The sequence below is a fragment of the Kitasatospora atroaurantiaca genome, from assembly GCF_007828955.1.
GTDB lineage: Bacteria > Actinomycetota > Actinomycetes > Streptomycetales > Streptomycetaceae > Kitasatospora > Kitasatospora atroaurantiaca.
The window spans coordinates 7,450,093-7,471,703 of the sequence record NZ_VIVR01000001.1 but is presented as its reverse complement, the minus strand read 5'-3'; the positions used below and the strand labels follow the sequence as shown (position 1 = coordinate 7,471,703).

The following is a 21,611-nucleotide window of genomic DNA, read 5'->3' as shown; positions in this document are numbered from 1 at the left end:
GTGGGCAGCCGGTGGGGCAGCGGCCCGTCGATGCGCGGCACACAGGCCAGCAGGCCGCGGGTGTAGGCCTGTTGCGGCCGGTGGAACACGTCGCGGACGGTGCCGCGCTCGACCGCGCGACCGCCGTGCATCACCACGACGTGGTCGGCGAGCCCGGCGACCACGCCCATGTCGTGGGTGATCAGCATGATCGCGGTGCCGGCTTCCTCTCTCAACTCGCGCAGCAGGTCCAGGATCTGGGCCTGGACGGTCACATCGAGCGCGGTGGTCGGCTCGTCGGCGATCAGCAGGTCGGGCTCCAGGCAGAGTGCCATGGCGATCATCACGCGCTGCCGCATCCCGCCGGAGAACTCGTGCGGGTAGGAGCGGGCCCGCCGTTCGGGCTCGGGGATGCCGACCCGCTCCAGCATCCGGACGGCGACCCTGTGGGCCTCCTTCCGTCCGGCGCGGTGGTGCGCCCGGTACGCCTCGGCGATCTGGAAGGCCACCGGGTAGTACGGGTTGAGGCAGGACAGCGGGTCCTGGAAGACCATCGCGATCCGGTTGCCGCGCAGCCGGCGCAGGGCGCGCTGGTCGAGGGCCGTCAACTCCTGCCCGTCGAAGTGGATCCGGCCGCCGACGGTGGCGCCCTGGAGGAGTCCGAGCACCGCGAGGCTGGTGACGGACTTGCCGCTGCCGGACTCGCCGACCACGCCGAGCACCTGCCCGGCGTCGAGGTCCAGGTCGAGCCGGTCCACGGCGCGGACGCCGGTGCGGAAGTCCACCGTCAGCTCACGTACGGTCAGCAAACTCATCCGACGGCCCTCACTCTCGGGTCGAGCGCGGCGTAGACCAGGTCGACCACCAGGTTGGCGAGTACCACGAAGGCGGCGGCGAACAGCGTCACGCCGATGATCACCGGCTGGTCCGCACCCGCGATGGCGTCCGCCGCGAGCTTGCCGACCCCGGGCAGGCCGAAGACCGACTCGGTGATCAGTGCCCCGCCGAGCAGCGCGCCGAGGTCCATGCCGAAGATGGTCACGATCGGCATCAGTGCGGGGCGCAGCGCGTGCCGGCGTACCACGGTGACCTCGGGCAGGCCCTTGGCGCGAGCGGTGCGCACATAGTTCTGGCCGAGGCTGTCGAGCATCTCGCTGCGGGTGATCCGGGCGTACACCCCGGCGTACAGCATGGCCAGGGTGATCCAGGGCATCACCATCGACTGCACCCAGCCGGCCGGGTCCTCGGTGAGGGCGACGACCCGGGGGTAGGGCAGCAGCCCGAGTCGGACGACCAGCAGGTACTGGAGCACCAGCGCCGTGAAGTAGATCGGCAGCGAGACGCCGCCCAGCGCGGCCGTCATCGCGGCGCGGTCCCACAGGCTGCCGCGCCGCAGCGCGGACACCACGCCCGCCGCCACCCCGACGGCCAGCCACAGCACCGCCGCCCCGGCGGCGATCGAGACGCTGACGGGCAGTCGGCTCGTCAGCAGCTGCCACACCGGCTGGTTGGTCTGGAAGCTGAACCCCAGGCAGGGGAACGGGCATTGGACGGCCTGCGCGCCGGTGCCGTACGTCCGGCCGGAGACGATGCCGCCCAGGTAGTCCCCGAACTGGGCGAGCGGGGAGCGGTCCAGACCGAGGGTGGCGCGGATCTCGGTGAGCCGCTCCGGGCTGCACGCCTTGCCACAGGCCCCCTGGGCCGGGTCCGCCGGCATCAGATAGAAGATCGCGAAGGTGGTGGCGCAGATGACCACCAGGATGGCCGCGGTGACGGCCAGTCTTCGCAGCAGATAGAGGATCATCGTCGCTGGCTCCGGGGGTCGAGCGCGTCGCGCACGGCGTCGCCCAGCACGTTGAAGGCGAGCACGGTGCTGAACAGGAAGGCGCCGGGGATGAGGAAGTAGGCGGGGTCGGCGGCGTACCAGGGCACGGAGGTGGCGATCATCTGTCCCCAGGAGGGGGTCGGCGACTGCACACCGACGCCGAGGAAGGACAGCCCCGCCTCGGTGGCGATGCAGGCCGGGATCGACGTCGTCGCCACGACCAGCACCGGGCCGATCAGGTTGGGCAGCACCTCGCGCGTCAGAAGGGTCCGCCGGGAGGCGCCGAGCACGCGGGCCGCCGCCACGAATTCGCCCCGGGCCAGCACCATCGCCTGCCCACGCACGATCCGTCCGACGTAAGGCCAGCCGAAGAAGCCGAGCACCACCACCAGCAGCAGTCGGCGGTCCACTCCGGGGGCGGCCGAGATCAGCGCGATCATGAAGATCAGGCCCGGGAAGGACATCAGCAGGTCCATCAGCCGGCCGATCACCGTGTCGGCCCAGCCGCCGAGAAAGCCGGCGAGCAGGCCGAGCGCCGTTCCCAGCGCCACCGAGAGTGCGGTGGCGAACACGGCGATCAGGAGCGAGACCCGCGCGCCGTACACCACCCTGGCGAGTACGTCCCGGCCGTTGACCGGCTCCACGCCGAGCCAGTGCTCGGCGCTGATCCCGCCGACGGCGCCGCGTGGCAGGCCGCCGAGCGCCGGGTCGACCGCCTCGCCGTGGAACGCCGTCGGGGAGGTGTCGGCGAGCCAGGTGATCAGCGGGGCGGCGAGGGCGGTCAGCATCAGCAGGGCCACCGCGGCCAGCGCGAGCGCCGCCGAACGCTGGGCCAGAAGCCGTCGCAGTACGGTCTGCGCTCTCGGCTCGCTCCGGGCGCTCCTGACCCGGTGTCGACGCTCCTCGCTCCGGCGCGCCCTGCCGCTCACTTGCGCAGCCCCAGCGAGACGAGGTCCAGCCTGCCGACGAAGGCGGTGTGCCCGTAGCCTCCGCTGACGTTCGGCCCCACCAGGACGGCGGCCCTGTCCCACAGGAAGGGCACCACGGGCGCGTCCTGCATGATGCGCTTGGCGAGTTCGCCGTACGCGGCCCGGGCGGCGGCCGGGTCGCCCGTCGCGGCGATCGCGTCCAGGCGCGCGTCCACCTCGGCGGAGCCGTACTGGGCTCGGTTGTTGTTGCCCTCGGTGGTGATCAGACGGCCGTCGAACAGGATGGGCAGGTAGGTGGAGGCGCCCGGCCAGTCGGGAGTCCAGCCGTCGATCACCAGGTCGTGCTGCCGGGCCGGGCTGCCCACCGTGCTGTAGAACGCCGACGAGCTGATCTCGTTGATCTTCACGGTGATCCCGGCCCGGGCCAGCGAGGCCTGGACCGCCTCCCCCTGCGCCTTGCCGGCCGTGGTGGCCGGCGTGTCGAGGGTGAGGGTCAGGCCGGAGGTACGGCCGGCCTCGGCGAGCAGGGCCTTGGCCTTCGCCGGGTCGCCCTTGCCGTCCGTGCTCGGGTACGGGTCCTCGGCCGCGTACCCGGGCAGGGTGGGCGGCAGCAGGGTGGTGGCCAGCTCGCCCGCGATCGGGCCGCCCCGGGTGGTGCGCAGGGCGTCCTTGTCCAGCGCGTACGCGATGGCCTGCCGTACCCGGACGTCGTCCAGCGGCTTGTGCCTGGTGTTGATGCTGAGGAAGCGGGTGTTGATCGACTCCCCGGTGACCAGCCGCTTGCGCAGCTGCGGGTCGTTCATGACCCGGCCGACCGACGCCGGGCCGATCGGCTCCAGCGCGACGGCGTCGGCATCCTCCCCCTGACCGGCGATCAGCCGCTGGTCGACCACGGCCGGGTCGAGGTTGAGATCGATGACGACCCTGTCGGGCAGGCCCTTGCGGACGGTGTCGGTGGCCGGGTCCCAGGAGGTGTTGCGGACCAGGGTGAGCTGCTTCTTGGGCTCGAACTTGTCGATCTTGTACGGGCCCGAGGAGAAGGGCCGGTTGTCGTAGCCGACGCCGGTGTCCTTGTCCTTCGGCACCGGGGCGAACATCGGCAGCGACACGGCGGAGCCGAAGTCGGACACCGGGCGGTTGAGCCTGAAGACGATGGTGCGATCGTCCGGGGTCTCGATCGACGCAAGCCCGCCCGGGTCCTTGTAGGGGCCTTTGTAGGCATCGCCGCCGACCAGCCAGAGCCGGGCGTACGGCGGGCCCTCGGGCAGCTCGGCGGCGAAGGTGCGCTCGACACCGTACTTGACGTCCTTGCTGGTGACGGGGCGTCCGTCCTCGAACTTCACGCCCTCCTTGAGGGTGAACGTCCACGTCTTCGCCCCGTCGCCGGCGCGTCCGGTGTCCGTCGCCAGGTCCGGCACGATCTTCCCGCCGGCCTCGCCGGCGGCGGGAGCGAAGGTGGTGAGCGTGCGGTAGATCAGGCGGCCCACGTTCTGGGTGGACGTGACGTAGGCACGGCCCGGGTCGAGGTGCTCCAGGTCGATGCTGGACAGCACGTGGAGGGTGCCGCCCTTCACCGGCGCGGCGTCCCCGGCGGCGGTGCCGCTCGATCCGGCACAGGCCGTCGCCGACAGCATCCCGAGGGCCGCGCCCAGGGCCAGGCAAGCTCTTCGTCCCCTCATGTTCACTCCTATGCGATATGACATTTCACATGTGAGACAAGATTGAGGGGCCGCGAGACCTTCCGGGAGATCTCAGCACCCCATAACATCCGGTTATGGAGCTCGAGATACGCCACCTGCGGATCATCTGCGCCATCGACGAGACCGGCAGCCTCACCCGTGCCGCCGCCGCCCTGCGCCTGACCCAGCCCGGCCTCAGCGCGCAACTGCGCCGCATCGAGACCCTGCTCGGAGGCCCGCTCTTCGACCGCAGCTCCTCCGGAGCCGTACCGACGGCCTACGGCGAGGCTGTGCTCGCCCGGGCCCGTGCCGTCCTGCCCGCCATCGACGACCTGCTGGGCACCACGGCGCCGGCCTCCCGGTCCGGTGGCGCCGTCCCCCACTTCCGGCTCGGCTCCGTCAACGCCCCGCTGCTGGGCGGACTGATCACCGCCCTCAAGGCCCACCATCCCGGAGCCCGGATCGTCACCCGGGGGCAGGGGTCGTCCGTGCCCCTGGTCGACGACGTCGCCAACGGCCGCCTCGACCTCGCCGTGGTCGGCGACAGCCCCGGCTACGAACTGGCCCCCCGGCCCGGTGTCGCGCTCCACCCGGTCGCCACCGAGCCGCTCTTCGTCGCCCTGCCCGCCGACCACCGGCTGGCGGCGCGGGACGAGGTCACCCTGGACGAACTCGCCGACGCGGACTGGGCATCCCCGCCTCCCGACGACGACCGGGTCCGCGAGTACTGGTCCACCACGTTCCTCGCGACGGGCCAGCGCATGCGCACAGCCCATGAGGTGGAGGGGCGGCTGCTCCTGGAAGTGGTGCGCAGCGGGCACGCGGTGAGCCTCTGCCAGGCCACCTTCGAAGAGGTGCCCGGCATCGCCGTACGCCCCATCGCCGGCAGCCCTCTCTGGTACCGGCACCTGCTCGCCTGGCACCGAGCCGGCCCGCTGACCCACCTGGGCCCCGCGCTCGCCCGCCGCGCCGGCGAAACCCACCGCGCGGCTGCCTCCCGCAGCCCGGCCTACCGGCGCTGGCTGCAGAACCACCGGACCGAGCCGCCGGCCGCCGACACCGCCGATGGCCCCGACGCCGACCGGTGACGCGTCTGCTCGGCCGAGCCGGTGATGAAGCCCGGGCCACCGTGCGCGCGGTCGCCCCGCTCAGGCCGCGAACCACAATCCGACACATCGCCGGTCCGAGGCGTCGAACCCGTGTAGCGCTCGGCCCCAGCGCACCTACGAGGAACTGCAGGACGGGTCAAGGTCGGTGATCCACTGAGCCATGGTCAACTCCATGACCACTCGCCCGACCGCCAACCCCTACGGAGTCCCGCCCGAACTCCTCGCGGCAGCCAGACCGGCACCGAAGGCCCTCTGACAGCGTTGCCGCCAAGGCACCCGGCAGCGACACCCGCCCCGCGGCCGCCCAGCTGCTGACGTCCGCCACCTGACGAGCCGACAGATCTCTCCCACCGGGTGAAATCGCCGGCCAGGTGTCGGCAACCCCCTGGCCTTCACCGGCAGTCGGTGCCCGCCGAAGGCCTTGGTACCCACCCTCCTCCCCGCACCGCCTCGCACTCCCCCACGGGAAGGCCGATTGAGCGACGATATGCGTTTCTGATTGAAACTGCGGCGTATCTTGCATGTTCGCTCATCCACCGCCATCATCGGGCAATACTGCCCCGCCCCTATGAGGAGACGAGATGAAGCGTCGCGACCTGCTCCGGGCCGCCGCCCTGTCCTCCGGCTTCGCACTGCTCCCCGTGAGCCTGCGCGACGCGTTCGCCCTCGACACGCCTGCCGGCGGGCTCGGAGCGATCGAACACGTCGTCATCTTCATGCAGGAGAACAGGTCGTTCGACCACTACTTCGGCACGCTGCGCGGGGTGCGCGGCTTCAACGACCCCGCCGCGATCACACTCCCGAACGGCAAACCCGTCTTCCAGCAGCCCGACGGCACCGGGTACGTGCTGCCGTACCGGGTCGGGGATCAGTTCATGTCGGGGACGCCGCACGACTGGGCCAGCGGCCACGCGGCCTGGAACAAGGGACGCCACGACCAGTGGATCCCCAACAAGGGCAAGCTCACCATGACCCATCTGGACCGCTCCGGGCTGCCCTTCTACCACGCGCTCGCCGACGCGTTCACCATCTGCGACGCCTACCACTGCTCGGTGTTGGGCCCGACCAACCCCAACCGCTTCCACCTGTTCTCCGGCACGGTCGGCTACGAGCCGGGCTCGACCACCAAACGGGCCATCGGCAACGATGCCTGGCAGAACCTCAGCCACCCCGGCTACACCTGGACCAGCTACGCCGAACGCCTCGAGGCCGCAGGCCGTACCTGGGGCGTCTACCAGGAGTGGGACAACTACGGCGACAACTCCCTCGACTACTTCGCCTCCTTCCTCGCAGTCGGCCGCAAGGCGCTGGCCCGGACCAAGGACGCCAACGGCAACCCGTACACCAAGCTCGAGTTCTTCTACTACGCGGTGCAGAAGGCCTCCTCGGCCACTCAGACCCAGCTGCTCGACGAGCTGGCGCAGGGCGTCGCCACCCTCACCTCTGCCGAACGCAGCCTCTACGACCGGGGCCTGGCCCGGCTGGGGCCCGGGCAGCTGGCGTCCGCGTTCCGCGCCGACGTGGAGGCCGGCCGGCTGCCCGCGGTCTCCTGGATCGTGGCCCCGGAGGCGCAGTCCGAACACCCCGACTGGGGCCCCAACACCGGAGCCGACCTGGTCAAGGAGGTGCTGGACGCACTCGCCTCGAACACTGCCGTGTGGAACAAGACCCTCTTCCTGCTCACCTACGACGAGAACGACGGGTTCTTCGACCACGTCCCGCCACCGGTGCCGCCGACGAGCAGCAGCGACGGCCTGTCCACGGCCGCCGTCACCGACGAGATCTACAACGGCGAGCCGATCGGCCTCGGCAACCGGGTGCCGATGCTGGTGGTCTCGCCGTGGAGCCGGGGCGGCAAGGTCTGCTCCCAGGTGTTCGACCACACCTCGGTGCTGCGGCTCCTGGAGCAGTGGAGCGGCGTCGCCGAGCCGAACATCTCGCCCTGGCGGCGCGCGGTCTGCGGCGACCTCACCGCCGTGCTCGACACCACCGCGGACACCAGTTACCCCGGCCTGCCCACGCCCGTGCCGACCAGCGGCGCGCACGGCACCAGCCCGAAGCCGCCCAGCCCGCAGAGCATGCCTGTGCAGGAGGCCGGCACCAAGCGCGCCCGGCCGCTGCCGTACGACCTGACCGCCTCCGGCCGGCTCGCCTCGGACCGGTTCTGGCTCGACTTCACCAACGCCGGCACTGCGGGCGCGCACTTCTACGTCCGTGCCAACGCGTACCGCACCGACGGGCCCTGGCGGTACACCGTCGAAGCCGGCAAGTCGCTGTCCGACTACTGGCAGAGCGGCACACCGACCGGCGCCTACGACCTGACCGCAACCGGCCCCCACGGCTTCGTGCGCCGCTTCGCCGGCAACCGCGTCACCGCCACCACCGCCGGTAACGCCAACCCCGAAGTCACCTTGGGATATGTGCCGGCCGACCAACTGGTCCTGCTGCGGATGACCAACACCGGCGGCAAGGCGTGCACGCTCACCGTCCGCGCGGGCAACCGGGGTGACGGCCCGTGGAGCTATGTGCTCGCGGCGGGCGCGAGCACCGAGGCGTCCTTCTCCACCGCCGGCTTCGGCGGCTGGTACGACCTCACCGTCACGGCCGATACCACCGATGGCTTCCTGCGCCGCTTCGCAGGCCATCTGGAGAACGGCGCGGAGAGCATCACCGACCCGGTGATGGCCGCCAACCCGCTGCCCCGCACCCTGAAGTACGCGGACAGCCAGGAGCTCACCGGCGAGAACGGCGCCGCCGCCAACGCCGTGGACGGCAAGACCGGCACCATCTGGCACACCCGCTGGTCGAACGGCACCGACCCATTGCCGCACGAGATCCAGCTCGACCTGGGCGCCGTCGCCACCGTCGCCGGACTGACCTGCCTGCCCCGGCAGGACGGCACGGTGAACGGCCGGATCGGCCGGTACGAGGTCTACCTCTCCGGTGACGGCACGAACTGGGGAACGCCGGTGGCCACCGGCGCCTTCGCCGACGACGCCACGCTCAAGACCGTCCGCTTCGAGCCCGCCCGGGCCCGATACGTACGGCTGCGGGCGCTCACCGAGGCGGGCAACCGGGGTCCGTGGACCTCGGCTGCCGAGGTCACCCCGCTCGGCTGGAGCTGAGCCCGAACGGCACGGCGGCCTGCGGGCGATCACCTTCATGAAGGGGCCCGGTTGTCGGCCGGGTCGGACCGGGGCGTCACGTCGGCTGCCGGGCCGACCGGCAGCACTCAACAGGACCGCACCGCCTCGGGATCGGTGGCTACCAGTGACGAGGTCGCGATGCGGTGGTTGGCCCGGCGGAACTCCTCGGCGACCCGCCCACAGCCGGGACACTCCTCCAGGTGCCGGGCCAGCTCCCGTGCCCGCCGCCTGCCCGGCCGGCGTACGGCGCCGGTCAGCAGCGACGTGAAGTAACGGCACTCCAGGCCGGTGCCCTCGTCCACGTGCGCGTGCAGGTACGCCTCACGCAGCCCCGTGCGGGCGCGGGCCGCGAGGGAGCGCACTCCACTCGGCGTCATGCTCATCCGCTGGGCGACGGCGGCAGCCGACTCGCCCTCCACCACGAAGAACCACAGCAGCACCTGCCACCGCTCGGGCAGGGCCCGGTAGGCCCTGGCGACCAGCGCCGTCTCCTCGGCCGCGAGCAGCGCGCCATCGGTCTCCGCCTCGTCGGCCAGGTGCTCGGCCCACGTGTGGAAGTCCTCCGCCAGCAGGACCGTGGTCTGGGTGCTCCACTCCATCGCGGTCCGGCGGACACAGGCTTTCAGGTACGGGCGCCAGGCGTACCGCGGGCCGCGGCCGCGTGCGACGGACAGGTACGTGTTCGCGTAGGCCTCGGAGGCGAGATCCTGAGCGGTCTGCGGGTCGCGGCAGAAGCGGCGGGCGTAGGCGAGCACGGCACCGTGATGGCGGGTGAACACCTCGGCCATCACCTCCCGGATGCGGGAGCCGCCGGTCGCGGTCGAGGTGGCGAGCGCCGCCGCGAGTTCGGCGTCGCTCAGCGCGCTCAAGCTCTCTTCACGGGTGCTGGTACGAAGGGTCACCTGGTTCCTCCTCAGCTATGGCCTTCTCACGGTGGGGAGTTCGCGGGGCCTGGCCGGCGTGACGGCCGCACGGGCCGGGACGGGGAACTACCTGGACGAAGGCATCGACGGCGGGCTGCTGCTGCGGCCGTCGGGACGGTGTGGCAGGAAGGGCCACAGCACACCAGTCCCACGGGTTTCAGTGCAACAGTCCTCAAAATGGTCACGCGCCCGGTGATTCCGGATCCGAATGTGGGGAATCCGTGTGCAGGGCGGCGCAGCGGCGTGCGGGTGGCGCTGCACCCGCCCTGGTGGCGGGCCGCCGCCCTCGCCGACACCCTGGCGAGACCGCGTCAAGTGCGGCGGCCTACAAATAACAGAAAAGTTCATACGGCATTTGCATGGTTGAACGTCACTGCCGGGGTTGGTTCATGACGCCGTGCCAGTTCGCCACGGCGGTTCCTTCTGCGGAGGGCGGGCATCGCACGACGGCAACAGGGCGAGGGTTCCCGCCGGCCGACGCCGGCGGGAACCCTCGCCCTGTTGTCGCTGTTGTTCCGCGGTCACCCGCTACCTGCGTGCGCGTGCTCGCCGGTGTGGTCGGCCCCGCTGACGATCACCCCGCCGAGCAGCCCGTGCAGGAGGTCCGCCGTGGCGTCGGACAGCACGACCACCCACCCGTCGCCCACCAGGTACGACCCCCCGTAGGCCTTGGCCTCCGAGGTCCAGGCGTCCTGGGCGCCCGGTGTCGGGAAGGTGGCGATCCAGATCTCCTCCCCGCCCGAGGTGCACATGCCCTGCCGGAGGTCGGCCGCATCGGTGGTGATCTCGGCCGTGCAGCCGATCCGCCGGGCCAGCCCCTCCACCGAACTGTGGCCGGGGCGCTGCGCCGCCTGCGAGGATCCGGCCAACCCGCCTGCGCCCCAGAGGAGTTCGAAGACTCCGAGGAGGAGCAGGACGAGCAGCGCGGCCCACCGGAGTGCGGTGCGGACGGGGCGGACGGTACCGGGCGGTGCCAGGGCGGCGTCCTGGGCGCTCACTTGCCGGTGGCCGGCTTGCCCTGCGGGTTGATGGCCGACCACTGGTCGCCCATGCCGTTCCCGAGGGCGTCACCGTAGCCCTGGTCGCCCGTGTAGAGGTACGCGGGCGTGCAGTTGATGCTCAACTGCCAGGTACCGTCCGGCCGCTGCATCTTGCCGATCAGCTTCGGGTCGACGCCCTTGATCTTGGTGGGGTCCACCGGAGGAGCGGGCGTCCAGGTCTTGAGGCACTGCCCCTCACAGTTGGAGCGCATGGGCCAGGCGGTGTCCTTGCCGTAGTGGTAGAGGGTCCGGCCGTAGCCGTCCACCATGATCTGGCCGAGCTGGGGGTGGACGATGACGGAGATCTGGACCTTGACCTCGGCCTGCTGGGACGGCTGCGGCATAGCGGTGGCCGGGGCCGTCGGTGCGGTGGACGCCGTGGCAGCGGCACCCGGGGCCTTGGCCTTCGTCCCGTCCGGCGCCAGGGCGTGCCAGGTGCCGCCCACGCCCTCGCCCTTGGTGTCGCCGGGCGCGGCGTCCTGCGCGTAGCGGTAGGCGGGCCATCCGCCCACCGTCAGCTGACGTGTGCCGTCGGTCCTGGTGATCTCGCCGAGCTTGCTCGGGTCGATGCCGGTGCCCGCGGAGGTGCTGCCGTCGTTGATGACGGGCGGCCAGGTGGTGGCGCAGGTGCCGGAGCAGTTGGACGCCGGCGGCTTGGCGGTGTCCTTGTCGAACCGGTAGAGGGTGAAGCCCTGACCGTCCGTCATGACGGGGCCGAGCTTGTCGTCCACCCGGACGGCCAGCTTCCCGCCGGGCTTGCCGCTGTCGGCCGCCGTCGAGGACCCCAAGTCGCCGTAGGAGCCGTATCCGCCGGCCGGGGACGGCGTCGCGCCGGCCAGCTGTCCGGAGTCGGACTTCGCGTTGGACGGGCTGGCATTGCTGTTGGCGCTCCCGAGGGCCGCCATGAGCACGAGGCCGGCCAGCAGGAGGCAGACCGCCACGAGGCCGTATCGTTTCGTCGTCAAGATCTTCCTTGCCTTTCCATCGGTGGAGCCTGAGCTTTCGAGGGATTGCGGGTCAAGGTCGTTCGTTCGGTTGGGAGTTCGGTGGGGAGTTCGGTGGAGTGAGCTGCCGCGAACCGGGCGGCGCTCACTGGATCCGCAGCGCCAGCGCCGGGCACCGGTCGACCGCGCGGGCCGCCTGCTGGAGCAGCTGCGGCGGGACCGGCATGACGCCGGCGGCGGGGAAGCCGTCTGCCTCCAGGCTGATGACCTCGGGCAGGACGCTGGTGCACAGCCCGTGGGCCTCGCAGAGCGTCCAGTCCACGACGATGCTTCCGGCGCTCTCCATGACCGGCATCGGGAGCACATCCTGGACGGACCGGCCGCAGCCGTACTGGTACGAGTGCAGCTGCAGATCTTCGTCGAAGACCTCCAAGGCCGAGGCCACGAACCGGGAGGCGGCGTCGGGGTGGCTGCACGCACCCCGTCCGATGACCGCCCGCATCCTGGTCTCGACGACGTCCAGGGCGGCCCGGCCGCCGCCCCTCACCACCTCCTCCAACGCTTTGACCAGCGCGGGCAGCCCGAGATAGCACGGCCCGCACTGACCCGCCGTCTCGTCGGCCAGCCAGCGGGCGACCCGGAGCACTTCGCCCAGCGGACAGGTCGTGTGCGGCAGCGGGAGGATCGCGCCGGCGCCCAGTGCCCCGCCGAGGCTCTGGAAGGACTGGCGCGACACCTCGGCCATGGCAGCGGCCTCGGGGGTCAGCCACTTGCCGTGGTAGCCGCCGACGAGGACGCCCTGCCCGATGTCCAGGCCGAACATCGCGAGCAGCTCGCCGAGCGGGACGCCGGAGGGCGTCTCCACCACCTGGGAGCCGGCAAGGGTCAGCAGGACCGTCCCGGGTTCCGACGGAGTGCCGACCTCGCGGTAGGGCAGCGCCCCCAGCCGGGCCGCGACCGCGAGTTGCGCGTACGTCTCGGCGTTGGACAGCAGGGTCGGCATGCCCCCGACCCCACTGTCGCTGGTCCGCACGCCACCGCCGCGCGGGAGGGCGATCCCGCTGGTGATACCGCGGGCGAGTGCGCTCCCCTCCCCCGAGACGAACCGCTCGGGCAGCCGGGCGACGGAGACCGGCAGCCGCGTGGACCGCCGCTCGGTCAGCGCCCTGCGCAGGGACTGCTCGGTGTCGGCCCGGGTGACACCGAGCACGACCTGCTCGGCGTCCAGCGCGTCGGCCGCCAGCAGGGCACCGTCCAGGACGAGGTGGGGGGTCCGCAGCAGAAGTGCGGCGTCCTTCAGACAACTCGGCTCTCCTTCCGTGCCGTTGACCACCACGACCGGGCGGCTCCGGCGTCGGGCGGCCGCCTTGACGACGGCCCGGAGCTTCCTCGCGAACGGGAAGCCGGCCCCGCCCCGGCCGCGCAGGTTGACGTTCTCGGCCAGGTCGGCCAGGTCCTCGGCCGACATCGTCGGCAGCCGGCCGTGGACGACCAGGTGTGAGCGGTGGTCCAGCCGCTCGGTGTGTTCCAAGCCCGCGAACAGGACCGGCCGGCCGAGCCAGGCGATCGGAGCGCCGCTCATGCGCCCTCCTCGCTGCGCTCGTCGGTCGCTTCGCGAAACGCGCACCTTTCAATGATTCGCTCGCTGCGCTCGCTCATCCGTCCTGCCGTTGTCGTCCGGATCCGACGCGGACCGGCGGCCGGCCGGCCGCCTCGGGCCGGATCGGGGCGGCGGTCCGAACCGGGACGGCGCTCCGGCGCGGGGAACCGCGGTCCTGGAAGGCCAGCCGCAGCCCGAGCGCGACGATCACGCCCACCACGGCCACGCTGTACAGGACGGACACCCAGGGGGCGGGCAGCCGGCCCGCGTTCAGTCCGTGGACCAGTGCGGCGCCCCAGGCCGGATAGGCGCAGATGTGGACGATCCGCCACCGCCTCGCCTCGCCGGTCCGGGCCAGCAGCCCGCGGGCCGCGCCGGCGAGGGCCACGGCCAGGAGCAGGTAGCCTGCCAGGACCCCGAGGCCCAGGAGCACCGGCCGGTGCGGGTCGGCGAACGGCACGAAGGCCGGGACCGCGCCGATCCGGTGCTGGATCAGGTTCATCCACACGTGCAGGACGAGGAAGATCACGCCCGCGACGCCCATCGCCCGGTGGATCGCCTGGGCGGCCAGGCGATGGACCGGATACAGCAGCAGCCGGTCGGTCGCCGCGAGTCCCCACAGGACGGCGGAGGAGAACGACACCAGGGCGAGGACCCCGGCGGCCACCCCGAGGAACGCCTGCAACGCGCCGTTGACGACCACGGCCGCCAGGCCCAGCCCCACCGCCAGCAGCGGAAGGAGCGACCATGCCGTGGATGCACCTTGGCTGCCGCCCTCGGGCCGGTCTCCGGTGGTCCCCTCCGGCGCCTGCTCGCTGCGGCCGGCCCGGCCCACTCGGCCCGCTCGGCGCGCTCGCGCGGGCCCTGCGGCCGAATGCCAGGATCGGCGTCCTTGCCCTGTCAACATCACTGAGCCTCCGGCCTTGTCCTTGCTCCGCTCGAATGGGGCGCCCGGAATCGGGGGCGGTCATCCGCAGCGCCGACCCTCGTTGATGCAGCTCACCATCTGGTCCAGCAGGTTCCGGTTCATCACGTTGATGAAGTCCCCGTGGTCGGTGATCGGGTTGTGGAGCTGCTCGGGGAAGCTGTCGACGGCGAAGCGCACACCGGACGGCACGTCGTAGGCGACGCGCTCCACGAGCTGGGGGATCGCCCGGAAGTTCTTCGGGCAACTGCCGTTCTTGGAGAAGGCGGTGTGGCTTCGGTGGTTGGCGCTGTCGATGTTCTTGCCGTCCCAGCAGTCCGGGAACTTCAGTGTCCGCACGACCCGGCTGCCGTTGGGGCAGATCGGGTACTTGTCGGCGAGCTGGCGGTCCTCGAACCCGGTGCAGCTCCACGAGGCGTGGGCGTTGGCCGGTCCGTTGGTGAGGGCCTTGGCGTCGCCGGTGATGATCCGCAGGAAGCGGGTCATGGGCTGGACCTTGTTCCCGGTGGTGGAGCTGTACGTGATCCCGACCTCGGCCGGCTGCAGGATGCGTCCCACGTTGCGGTCCTTGCCGCCGCCCGGCGCCTTGGCGTCGCGCTCGTTGGCGCCGTCGAGAAGCCGCAGCACCGGCCAGTAGTAGGCCGACTGGTCGCCGTTGGAGCAGGTGGTGCCGGCGCCGGCGAGTCGGCCGTTGGCGGAGAACGCGTCGGTGATGCGGTTCCCCACGTAGTCGTGCATGTGGTGGGCGCCGTTGCTCACCCCGGGGGCCACGATCACGTTGTCGGGGTTGAGATGCCGGTTCTCGTTGCGTCCGCACCGCGAGGTGAAGGTGCCGCCGGCCGGCCCGGAGCGGGCGGGTTTGGCGGTGTTCGGGGAGACGGACGTGATGTCGACGAATCCGCGTCCCAGGCCGGACTTCCCCCCGGTCGGCGCCTTGCTCCGGGCGGCCGCGCCGCTCCGGTCCTCGGGGGCGAAGTCCCGGGCGGACGCGTCGACCACCAGGTCGCGCCGGATCGCGCAGTTCGCCAGTCCGGAGAGGTCCTCGGGCAGACCGGAGTCCGGTCCGGCACTCGCCGAGAGCTTCTGCAGGGTCGCCGAGCGCTGCTCGGCCAGTGCGTCCATGACGCGCTGCTCGCCACCCCCGGAGCCGGGCTCCGAGAGGCTGCGGTACGCGTCCGCCACCTGGACGTCGAGGTCGGCGAGGTCCCGGTCGACGTCCGGCTGGGCGGCCTCCGGTACCGAGGCCAGCATCGCTCCGACGTCGCCGCAGGCGACCGTGCCCACCTGGGCGGCGGCTGGCTGCGACCGCCCCGGGCGCTGCCCGGCGAACGCCGCCGCGGCGAGTACCGACGCGCCACTGACCGCCAGTATCCCGGCCAGCAGCAGGGCAAGTACCTTCCGCCTGGCCGTGTCACGTTTGTGAATCCTCATGTTCGCACCCTCGAAACGGGATCGGGCCTGTCGAGCAGGCCGTGGACAGCCTTGTTGCCGCATGTGTCTAGCGCTGCGTCGCCCCGGGTACCGGAGCCGTGGTCGGCGAGGAGCTGCCGGTCGGCGGTCCGGAAAGGTCGCCGAATTTCACCAGCCGGGTGTCCTCCAGGACCGTCATATGGTCCAGCACCGTGGAGTTGGCCATGGTCGCGAGATCCCGGACCGTGGAATTCTGGGTGCCGGCGCGCACTTGGGCGACGAGGGCGAACACCTGGCCGTGGGCATTGCGCAGAATATTCGCGAACAGCCGGTCGAACTCTTCGCCCTGGGCGTCGTCCAGCTGTTCGAGCCATGCCTTCTGCTGGGCGGACGGCTCGCCGGGAACGTCCAGACCCAGGGTCGCGGCCGTGTCCAGCACGGCCCGGTCGAGTTCCGTGTGCCCGTCGATCAGGTGCCGGCCGGCGGTCCTGACCTCGGGACTGCCACCTTTGGCGACGGCCATCCGACCTGCGGGGATCTCCCACAGCCCGGCCAGCCGGACCCGTTTGACGAAGTCTCGGTCGAGCGGCGTCAGCGGCCCGGACGGCGTCTGCACCGTCCCCGGTGACTCGTCCGCCCGCGGGCTGCGGTACGAGCCGGCCGAGCGCACGATGGGGACCACCAGGGCCGTCATCGTGGCCATCATGGCCACGATCACGAGAAGAGTGGCGAACGATCGCGGAAAGCGGCTCACCTTGGGAATTCCGTAGGCAGCTTTCCCGGGTCCGCGCTTCTTCCTCGAAGATGACATCGGCTTCCTCATCACGCCGGGATGAGCGATCGCACCGGCCCGCCACCGGGTCAGCAAGGGACAGATTTCGGTGATCGCAGATCCTGGTCGAAGGTCACGGGAATCTGGGACGGTCAGAACCGGATACGGCTCACAGACCGCCGTGTCGGACGTCCTGCCGGGGCTCGGACGTCCGACGCGAGGGCAGTTCCTCCGCCCTGTCGCGCAGCCGAGCACACTCGGCGGCCATGCCGTGGATCTTCAACGCCAACAGGATCTCGAACCGCGCCTGCGAGGTGCGCAGGCTGCTGCCGAAGATCCGCTCCAGCTTCCGGAGCCGGTACCGCACGGTCTGCGGGTGGATGCGCAGCAGCAGCGCCGCCTCGGCCGCACCTCCGCCCTCCGGCCACGCGAGCAGGGTCTGCTCCATCCGGCCTCGCTGACGCGGTGTCATGTCGTGCAGTCTGCCGAGCCATTTGGCCACCAGGTGGCCGGCCGGCAGGGGGGCCTGGAAGAGCACCACCTCGGCCATGTGGTGCTCGACGAAGAGGAGTTTCCCGGCGGTGCCCGGCCACTGCGGCGCCAGCGCCAGCAGTGTGCGGGCCCAGCGCAGCGAGGCTCCGGCGTCGGCGCGCGCCACCATCGGGCCCACCACCGCCGACCGGCCCTGGAGCCAGCGGACTAGCGTCCGGTGCATCCCCGGGACCGGGTCGGGAATCAGCAGGTACGGCTCGGGTCCGTGGAGGTAAGCGACGACCTTCGCGGCGGACAGCCCCGGCGGGGGCGGTCCCGGTGCCGCGGAGAGCGCCACCGCCTGGACCGTCTTGGGGCCGTTCCGCAGCCCGGCCCTGTCGGCGGGCTCGGGCTGCCGGCGTCGTGCCGGTTCGCCGCGGGGCAGGGTCAGCGAATCCACAGCGGCTCCTTCCACGGTGTGCCGGGACGGCACCGCCGGCGGCGGCCGCCGGGCTTCGCGGTATCGGCGGCACCACTGCCGGGTAGAGCGGGCGTCCGCCGCGTGAGAACGCCGGACGGAGAATGCGCTGCCGGTTGACCGCTGGGGCACGGGTGCACCGGAACACCTCCCGAGGAACTGCCGGCCACTGGCGGGCCGGTCACCATGGAAAGAGGCCCGAACCGAGGTTTCGTCCCGCTACTTTGCGAATCCTTTGCCGTTCAGCAGGCGTCGGTCCCACCCACGCGAGACCGGCCGACCCCTGCCCGACCGGCCGTCAGCACACGTGAGGGGCACGGAAGACGGGCGCGCGTGCCACTTCGGTCCGGCAAATGCCGCAGGTGGACCTGCGCTGTGGCGCGAGCCCCGGTGCACGGTACATTGCCCTACCGGCCGGGCCCGCGAGGCGCCGCGCCGCCCCTGTGTCCCACACCGTCCGGACGCGAGCGAGGCCATGATGCGACTGAATCTCAATCAACTGGCGGTATTTGCACAGGTCATCGAATGCGGGGGATTCTCGGCAGCGGGCCAGGTCCTGTTCCTGAGCCAGTCGTCCGTGTCAAAACAGGTGCAGAACCTGGAGATAGCCCTGCGGACCCAGTTGATCGACCGCTCAGGCCCGAAGATCCGCCCCACCCTGGCCGGCGAGGTCCTGCTGGCGCAGACCAAGGAGGTGCTCGCACTGGCGGACCAGGCCGTCAAAGCCGTCCATGCGGCAGCGCTCCAGCGCGAGGACCCACTGGTGATCGGCAGCACGAGCACCATCAGCGGGCACTTCCTGCCGTCAGTCCTGCGGGAGCTGCGGCGCCGGGAACCCGCTGCGCGGTTCAGCCTTGCCGTCAGCACCGCCGACCAGCTCGCCGCGGCTCTGGAGGAGGGCCGGACCGGCATCGGGCTGAGCGGCAGCCCCCTGCCTCCCGGCCAGTACCGGTCGGAACGGCTCGCCAGCGAGGACATGCTGCTGATCTGCCCGGCCGACCATCCGCTGGCGGGACGGAAGATCGCCCCCGCCGACCTGTCGGGCGAGACCTTCCTGCTGCGCGAGTGCGGAGCGCAGACGCGCAGTCAGCTGACGGACCTCCTGCACAGCTGGGAGCTGGCCGGCGCCCGGACCCTCGACCTGTGGGGCACGGAAGGCATCAAGGAGGCCGTGCGGATCGGCCTGGGGGTGGGGCTGGTGCCGCGCCGGTCCGTCCAGCTCGAGCTCCGGCACGGCGTGCTGGCCGAGCTGGAGGTCCACCCGGCGCCCGAGCGCCGCACAGTGATGGCCAGCTGGACCCTGGCCCGCCCGCTGACGGCGTACGAGCAACTGCTGCTCCCGCTCCTGCGGGAGGTCGCCCAGGCGACCACGGGGACGTGACAGCAGCAGGGACCGCCACGGTGTGATGATTGCCCGCCCCAGGAACGACGAAGCACCCCCGCCCGGAGGGGCCTCCACACGTGTGCGCTCGTCGAGATGCGGCGTTGGCTGACCGTCGATCAGGCAGGAGACGGCAACGGCCCCATCGGACACGAGTCCGATGGGGCCGTTGGGAGGGTTCGACCGTCAGGCTGTGGCCGCAGGACCCGATAGGCCGAGCCGTACGCCGTCGAGGAATCAGCTCGTCATGGCGAACGAGGTCTGGAGCCGGGTGACGTAGTCGGCGAGCGCGGGGGCCCAGCAGCCGTAGTTGTGGCCACCGTCGCACGTGCGGGCCAGCGTCGACCCGTTCCCGTAGTCGACGAGGCGGCTGCGGAGTCCGAGCTGGTCCAGACGGGCCTTGACGTTCTTGGCGGCGATCTCGGTGAAGTGGTCGATGACACCCTGGTTGCCGGTGTAGAGCGTGATCTCGACTCCGGTGAGCTTGGCCAGGTTGGCCGTGGCAGCCGGGTTGACTGCCTTCCAGATGCGATCCGCGTTGAACACCGGGTATGGGGAGCCGAAGATCGCGTCACTGTCGACGGTGGGCCCGTAGCCGGTGCACTGGCCGGTACCGGACGGGCTGGAGGTGCTCACGGCGCACCATGCGCCCGTGAGGTTGAGTTCCGTGGCCAGGACTGCGCCGCGGATTTCCGCCATGCCGAAGTCGATGCCACCGGACAGGGAGGCGACATGACCGAAGAGGTCGGGACGGGATTCGGCGTAGTGCAGTGCGCCGGAACCGCCCATCGACAGGCCGACGACAGCCCGGTGGGCCCTGTCGGCGATGGTGCGCAGGTTGGCGTCGATGAACGGGACGACCTGGTCGATGTGGAAGGTCTCCCAGTTCGCCGCCCCCATGACGGTGTTCTGCATGACCCAGTCGGCGTACCAGCCCTTCAGTCCGCCGTCCGGCACCACAGTGATCATCGAGTCCGAATGCAGCGCCGGGGCGGCGGCGGCGTCGTCCACGGTGCCGCCCCCACCGTGCAGGAAGTACGTCACCGGCCATCGTTTGCCAGGGTCGGCTTCATAGCCCCTGGGAAGGAAGATTCGGATCTTGTGCGGGCCGGACAGCTGGCGGCTGGTCACTGTGATCGTGAAGTCGGTGCCGGAGTGCACCTCGGTGGCGCCGACGACCTGGGTCAGGCCGAACCCGTCGGACAACACCGGAGGGGCGGAGCCTTCCGCGTGTGCGGGTGGCGTCGCGAGCAACGCGGTCACGGCCATTGCCGCGGCAATGACAGCTGTTTTCGCGCGCAGTCGCCGAGCGGGCGGTAATGATTTCATCAGTCGTCCTCTCTGGGAGCGGGTGGCTCTCACGCTGTGGAAGAAGATCCGGCTCGTCCAGGCCGTCGCACCACGTACCGACTGGGCGCAGGCCGGACCGGGCCGGGAGGCTGTGGTCCGGCTACGGGCTACATCGCACAGAAGGCGTCGACCGCGGCCTTGGCGGTGTCGAGCTGGCCCCGGGTTCCGCCGATCAGGTGGAACTCGTTGGTCGCGTGCAGCACCTGCTTGGTACCGTCCTCGCTGGTCAGCCAGTTGCTGAGGTAGCCGAGTACCGCGCCGGTGTGTCCCCAACCCCACTGTCCGCAGGGCAGCTGCAGGTGCTGGACGCCCAGCCCGTAAGCGGCGGTGCCCGAACTGTTCGCGGGTACGGTGGTCTTGAGTTCGGCCATCTGCGCGGGCGCCAGGAGCTGTCCGGTCAGCAGAGCCCGGGAGAACGTTGCCAGGTCGTCCAAGGTCGACACCATGGCACCGGCGCTCCCGTAGACCTGCACGTTGGAGGCCGTGACGTCCTGAGTGAAGAAGGTCACCGGGTGCAGGTAGCCGCGCAGGTAGGTGCCGTACAGAGCGGGATCGGCGGTGGGGAAGCTGGTGTCGTGCAGGCCGAGCGGTTCGATGATGCGCTGCTGGATCTCGGTGGCCGCATCGGCACCCGTGACGGCCTTGATCACCATGCCCGCCAGCACGTAGTTGGTGTTGGCGTAGCTGAACTTCTGGCCCGGTACGGCGTCCGGCGCGTGCCGAGAAAGGGCGATGTCCACCAGGGTCTGCGGCGCCCAGGTCTGCCTCGGGTTGGTGTTGAGGAGGTAGGGGACGGAGACCTGCGTGCTGTCCGCGTACTCAGGCAGGCCCGAGGTGTGGTTGAGCAGCTGACGGACCGTGATCTTCGTGCCGTCGTAGCCGTTGGCATTGACCGCTCCCGGCAGCCACCGGGCGACGGTGTCGTCCAGCGACAGCCGCTGCTCGCCCTCCAGTTGGAGCAGCACAGCGGCGGTGAAGGCCTTGGTGTTGCTGCCGATCCGGAACTTCGCCTTCGGGTCGGCGGGCACCTTGGTGGAAAGGTCGCCGACACCCGCGTGCACGTACTGGGCGGTGTCGCCCTGGCGTACCAGGCCGATCACACCCGGGTATCCGTCGGTGATCCCCTGTTGGGCGCCGGCCTGCAGGATGGCGGCCGGGGTCGGGGCGGCGGCGCTCGCCGGGCCGACGCCGGCCGACGCGAGGCAAGCCATGACGGCGATCGGCAGCAGCCACCGCCGATTCCGCGGCACCCGCGGGGGCCGCCCGGCCGCACCGCCGGCGCCTGAGCTGTCCGCGTCGTTCGCGCGGGTGGCCTTGAAACCGTCGAACATGCTCATATCTGACTCCATTTCATAGGGGTGGTTGAAATCGCTCCGACCGCTTCTGGATCGACGGGAGTGCGGACCGTGCCTGTGGGGCGGCGCTGCACCGGGCGCGGGCTGAAACGCTCACCTCCAGCGATGGCACGCAAGCCAGGGCCACTTCGGCTCTGCTGGTTCGCCGCGGTCGGTCGGGCGGTCCCCCGATTCCGTCCGTCGATCGGCCGCGGCGGACCTGCTTCTCGGATGTCCTGCGGAGTGCGCCGCCCTGTGTCTGTGTGCCGACCGGGCACCACTCATCGTGGTGTTCGTACTGTTCAGGAGACAGGCC

The 21,611-nt window shown here is 71.2% G+C and carries 16 protein-coding genes and 1 pseudogene; 3 read left to right on the top strand and 14 right to left on the bottom strand.

The genetic code is table 11. The annotated features are described in order from the left end of the window. Nucleotides 1-5: 5 nt before the first annotated feature. The 4 genes and pseudogenes from FB465_RS33435 to FB465_RS33420 form a co-directional block, all read right to left on the bottom strand. A pseudogene (locus tag FB465_RS33435) lies at nucleotides 6-794 on the bottom strand (ABC transporter ATP-binding protein); the annotation flags it as partial. After that, nucleotides 791-1,783: an ABC transporter permease gene (locus FB465_RS33430; protein WP_145796606.1), complete on the bottom strand. Its 993-nt coding sequence runs from the start codon at nucleotides 1,781-1,783 to the stop codon at nucleotides 791-793. The pseudogene FB465_RS33435 and the gene FB465_RS33430, both read right to left, overlap by 4 nt. Further along, nucleotides 1,780-2,733, bottom strand: coding sequence for an ABC transporter permease (locus FB465_RS33425; RefSeq protein ID WP_342791867.1), 954 nt, complete (start codon nucleotides 2,731-2,733; stop codon nucleotides 1,780-1,782). Before FB465_RS33425 ends, FB465_RS33430 begins: the two co-directional genes overlap by 4 nt. Next, nucleotides 2,730-4,412 (bottom strand): ABC transporter substrate-binding protein, encoded by a 1,683-nt coding sequence (locus FB465_RS33420; protein ID WP_170290752.1) that lies wholly within the window; start codon nucleotides 4,410-4,412, stop codon nucleotides 2,730-2,732. Before FB465_RS33420 ends, FB465_RS33425 begins: the two co-directional genes overlap by 4 nt. A 95-nt stretch (nucleotides 4,413-4,507) precedes the next feature. Between FB465_RS33420 and FB465_RS33415 the strand changes: the two genes are divergently transcribed. Together FB465_RS33415 and FB465_RS33410 are read left to right on the top strand one after the other, a co-directional pair. After that, nucleotides 4,508-5,500 (top strand): LysR family transcriptional regulator, encoded by a 993-nt coding sequence (locus FB465_RS33415; RefSeq protein WP_145796602.1) that lies wholly within the window; start codon nucleotides 4,508-4,510, stop codon nucleotides 5,498-5,500. Nucleotides 5,501-6,102: 602 nt separating this feature from the next. Beyond that, a complete protein-coding gene (locus tag FB465_RS33410; protein ID WP_145796600.1) occupies nucleotides 6,103-8,646 on the top strand; it encodes a phosphocholine-specific phospholipase C in 2,544 nt (847 codons plus the stop codon). Nucleotides 8,647-8,753: 107 nt separating this feature from the next. Here FB465_RS33410 and FB465_RS33405 read toward each other — a convergent pair whose 3' ends face one another. The 8 genes from FB465_RS33405 to FB465_RS33370 all read right to left on the bottom strand — a co-directional run bounded on the left by FB465_RS33405 (nucleotide 8,754) and on the right by FB465_RS33370 (nucleotide 17,212). Beyond that, the gene (locus FB465_RS33405; RefSeq protein ID WP_145796599.1) at nucleotides 8,754-9,569 is read right to left on the bottom strand and encodes an RNA polymerase sigma factor; all 816 of its coding nucleotides are present in this window, start codon (nucleotides 9,567-9,569) and stop codon (nucleotides 8,754-8,756) included. Between the two features lie 542 nt (nucleotides 9,570-10,111). Next, nucleotides 10,112-10,588 (bottom strand): hypothetical protein, encoded by a 477-nt coding sequence (locus FB465_RS33400; protein WP_145796597.1) that lies wholly within the window; start codon nucleotides 10,586-10,588, stop codon nucleotides 10,112-10,114. Further along, nucleotides 10,585-11,595 (bottom strand): SCO0930 family lipoprotein, encoded by a 1,011-nt coding sequence (locus tag FB465_RS33395; RefSeq protein WP_246193036.1) that lies wholly within the window; start codon nucleotides 11,593-11,595, stop codon nucleotides 10,585-10,587. The genes FB465_RS33400 and FB465_RS33395 overlap by 4 nt, the downstream gene beginning before the upstream one ends. A 124-nt stretch (nucleotides 11,596-11,719) precedes the next feature. After that, complete coding sequence (locus FB465_RS33390; RefSeq protein WP_145796595.1) at nucleotides 11,720-13,156, bottom strand: NADH-quinone oxidoreductase subunit NuoF family protein; 1,437 nt, start codon at nucleotides 13,154-13,156, stop codon at nucleotides 11,720-11,722. Nucleotides 13,157-13,229: 73 nt separating this feature from the next. After that, on the bottom strand, nucleotides 13,230-13,898 hold the full coding sequence (locus FB465_RS33385) for a hypothetical protein (protein ID WP_211785916.1): 669 nt from the start codon (nucleotides 13,896-13,898) through the stop codon (nucleotides 13,230-13,232). A gap of 243 nt (nucleotides 13,899-14,141) precedes the next feature. Beyond that, entirely contained in the window at nucleotides 14,142-15,530 is a 1,389-nt protein-coding gene (locus FB465_RS33380) for a DUF1996 domain-containing protein (protein WP_145796593.1), read from the bottom strand. Nucleotides 15,531-15,597: 67 nt separating this feature from the next. After that, nucleotides 15,598-16,212, bottom strand: coding sequence for a DUF4142 domain-containing protein (locus FB465_RS33375; protein ID WP_246193035.1), 615 nt, complete (start codon nucleotides 16,210-16,212; stop codon nucleotides 15,598-15,600). 238 nt (nucleotides 16,213-16,450) lie between these two features. Then, complete coding sequence (locus tag FB465_RS33370) at nucleotides 16,451-17,212, bottom strand: helix-turn-helix domain-containing protein (RefSeq protein ID WP_145796590.1); 762 nt, start codon at nucleotides 17,210-17,212, stop codon at nucleotides 16,451-16,453. 493 nt (nucleotides 17,213-17,705) lie between these two features. Between FB465_RS33370 and FB465_RS33365 the strand changes: the two genes are divergently transcribed. Then, nucleotides 17,706-18,611, top strand: a complete 906-nt coding sequence (locus FB465_RS33365; protein ID WP_145796588.1) for a LysR substrate-binding domain-containing protein — start codon at nucleotides 17,706-17,708, stop codon at nucleotides 18,609-18,611. 237 nt (nucleotides 18,612-18,848) lie between these two features. Here FB465_RS33365 and FB465_RS33360 read toward each other — a convergent pair whose 3' ends face one another. Next, complete coding sequence (locus FB465_RS33360; protein WP_145796586.1) at nucleotides 18,849-19,940, bottom strand: alpha/beta hydrolase; 1,092 nt, start codon at nucleotides 19,938-19,940, stop codon at nucleotides 18,849-18,851. 128 nt (nucleotides 19,941-20,068) lie between these two features. Then, a complete protein-coding gene (locus FB465_RS33355) occupies nucleotides 20,069-21,298 on the bottom strand; it encodes a serine hydrolase domain-containing protein (RefSeq protein ID WP_246193033.1) in 1,230 nt (409 codons plus the stop codon). Nucleotides 21,299-21,611: the final 313 nt, after the last annotated feature.

Bases quoted from the DNA above. Each gene is read 5' to 3' on its own strand.
- FB465_RS33430 (WP_145796606.1), bottom strand. From the start codon at position 1,783: ATGATCCTCTATCTGCTGCGAAGACTGGCCGTCACCGCGGCCATCCTG.
- FB465_RS33420 (WP_170290752.1), bottom strand. From the start codon at position 4,412: ATGAGGGGACGAAGAGCTTGCCTGGCCCTGGGCGCGGCCCTCGGGATG.
- FB465_RS33415 (WP_145796602.1), top strand. From the start codon at position 4,508: ATGGAGCTCGAGATACGCCACCTGCGGATCATCTGCGCCATCGACGAG.
- FB465_RS33410 (WP_145796600.1), top strand. From the start codon at position 6,103: ATGAAGCGTCGCGACCTGCTCCGGGCCGCCGCCCTGTCCTCCGGCTTC.
- FB465_RS33390 (WP_145796595.1), bottom strand. From the start codon at position 13,156: ATGAGCGGCGCTCCGATCGCCTGGCTCGGCCGGCCGGTCCTGTTCGCG.
- FB465_RS33380 (WP_145796593.1), bottom strand. From the start codon at position 15,530: ATGAGGATTCACAAACGTGACACGGCCAGGCGGAAGGTACTTGCCCTG.
- FB465_RS33375 (WP_246193035.1), bottom strand. From the start codon at position 16,212: ATGGCCACGATGACGGCCCTGGTGGTCCCCATCGTGCGCTCGGCCGGC.
- FB465_RS33365 (WP_145796588.1), top strand. From the start codon at position 17,706: ATGATGCGACTGAATCTCAATCAACTGGCGGTATTTGCACAGGTCATC.
- FB465_RS33360 (WP_145796586.1), bottom strand. From the start codon at position 19,940: ATGAAATCATTACCGCCCGCTCGGCGACTGCGCGCGAAAACAGCTGTC.
- FB465_RS33355 (WP_246193033.1), bottom strand. From the start codon at position 21,298: ATGAGCATGTTCGACGGTTTCAAGGCCACCCGCGCGAACGACGCGGAC.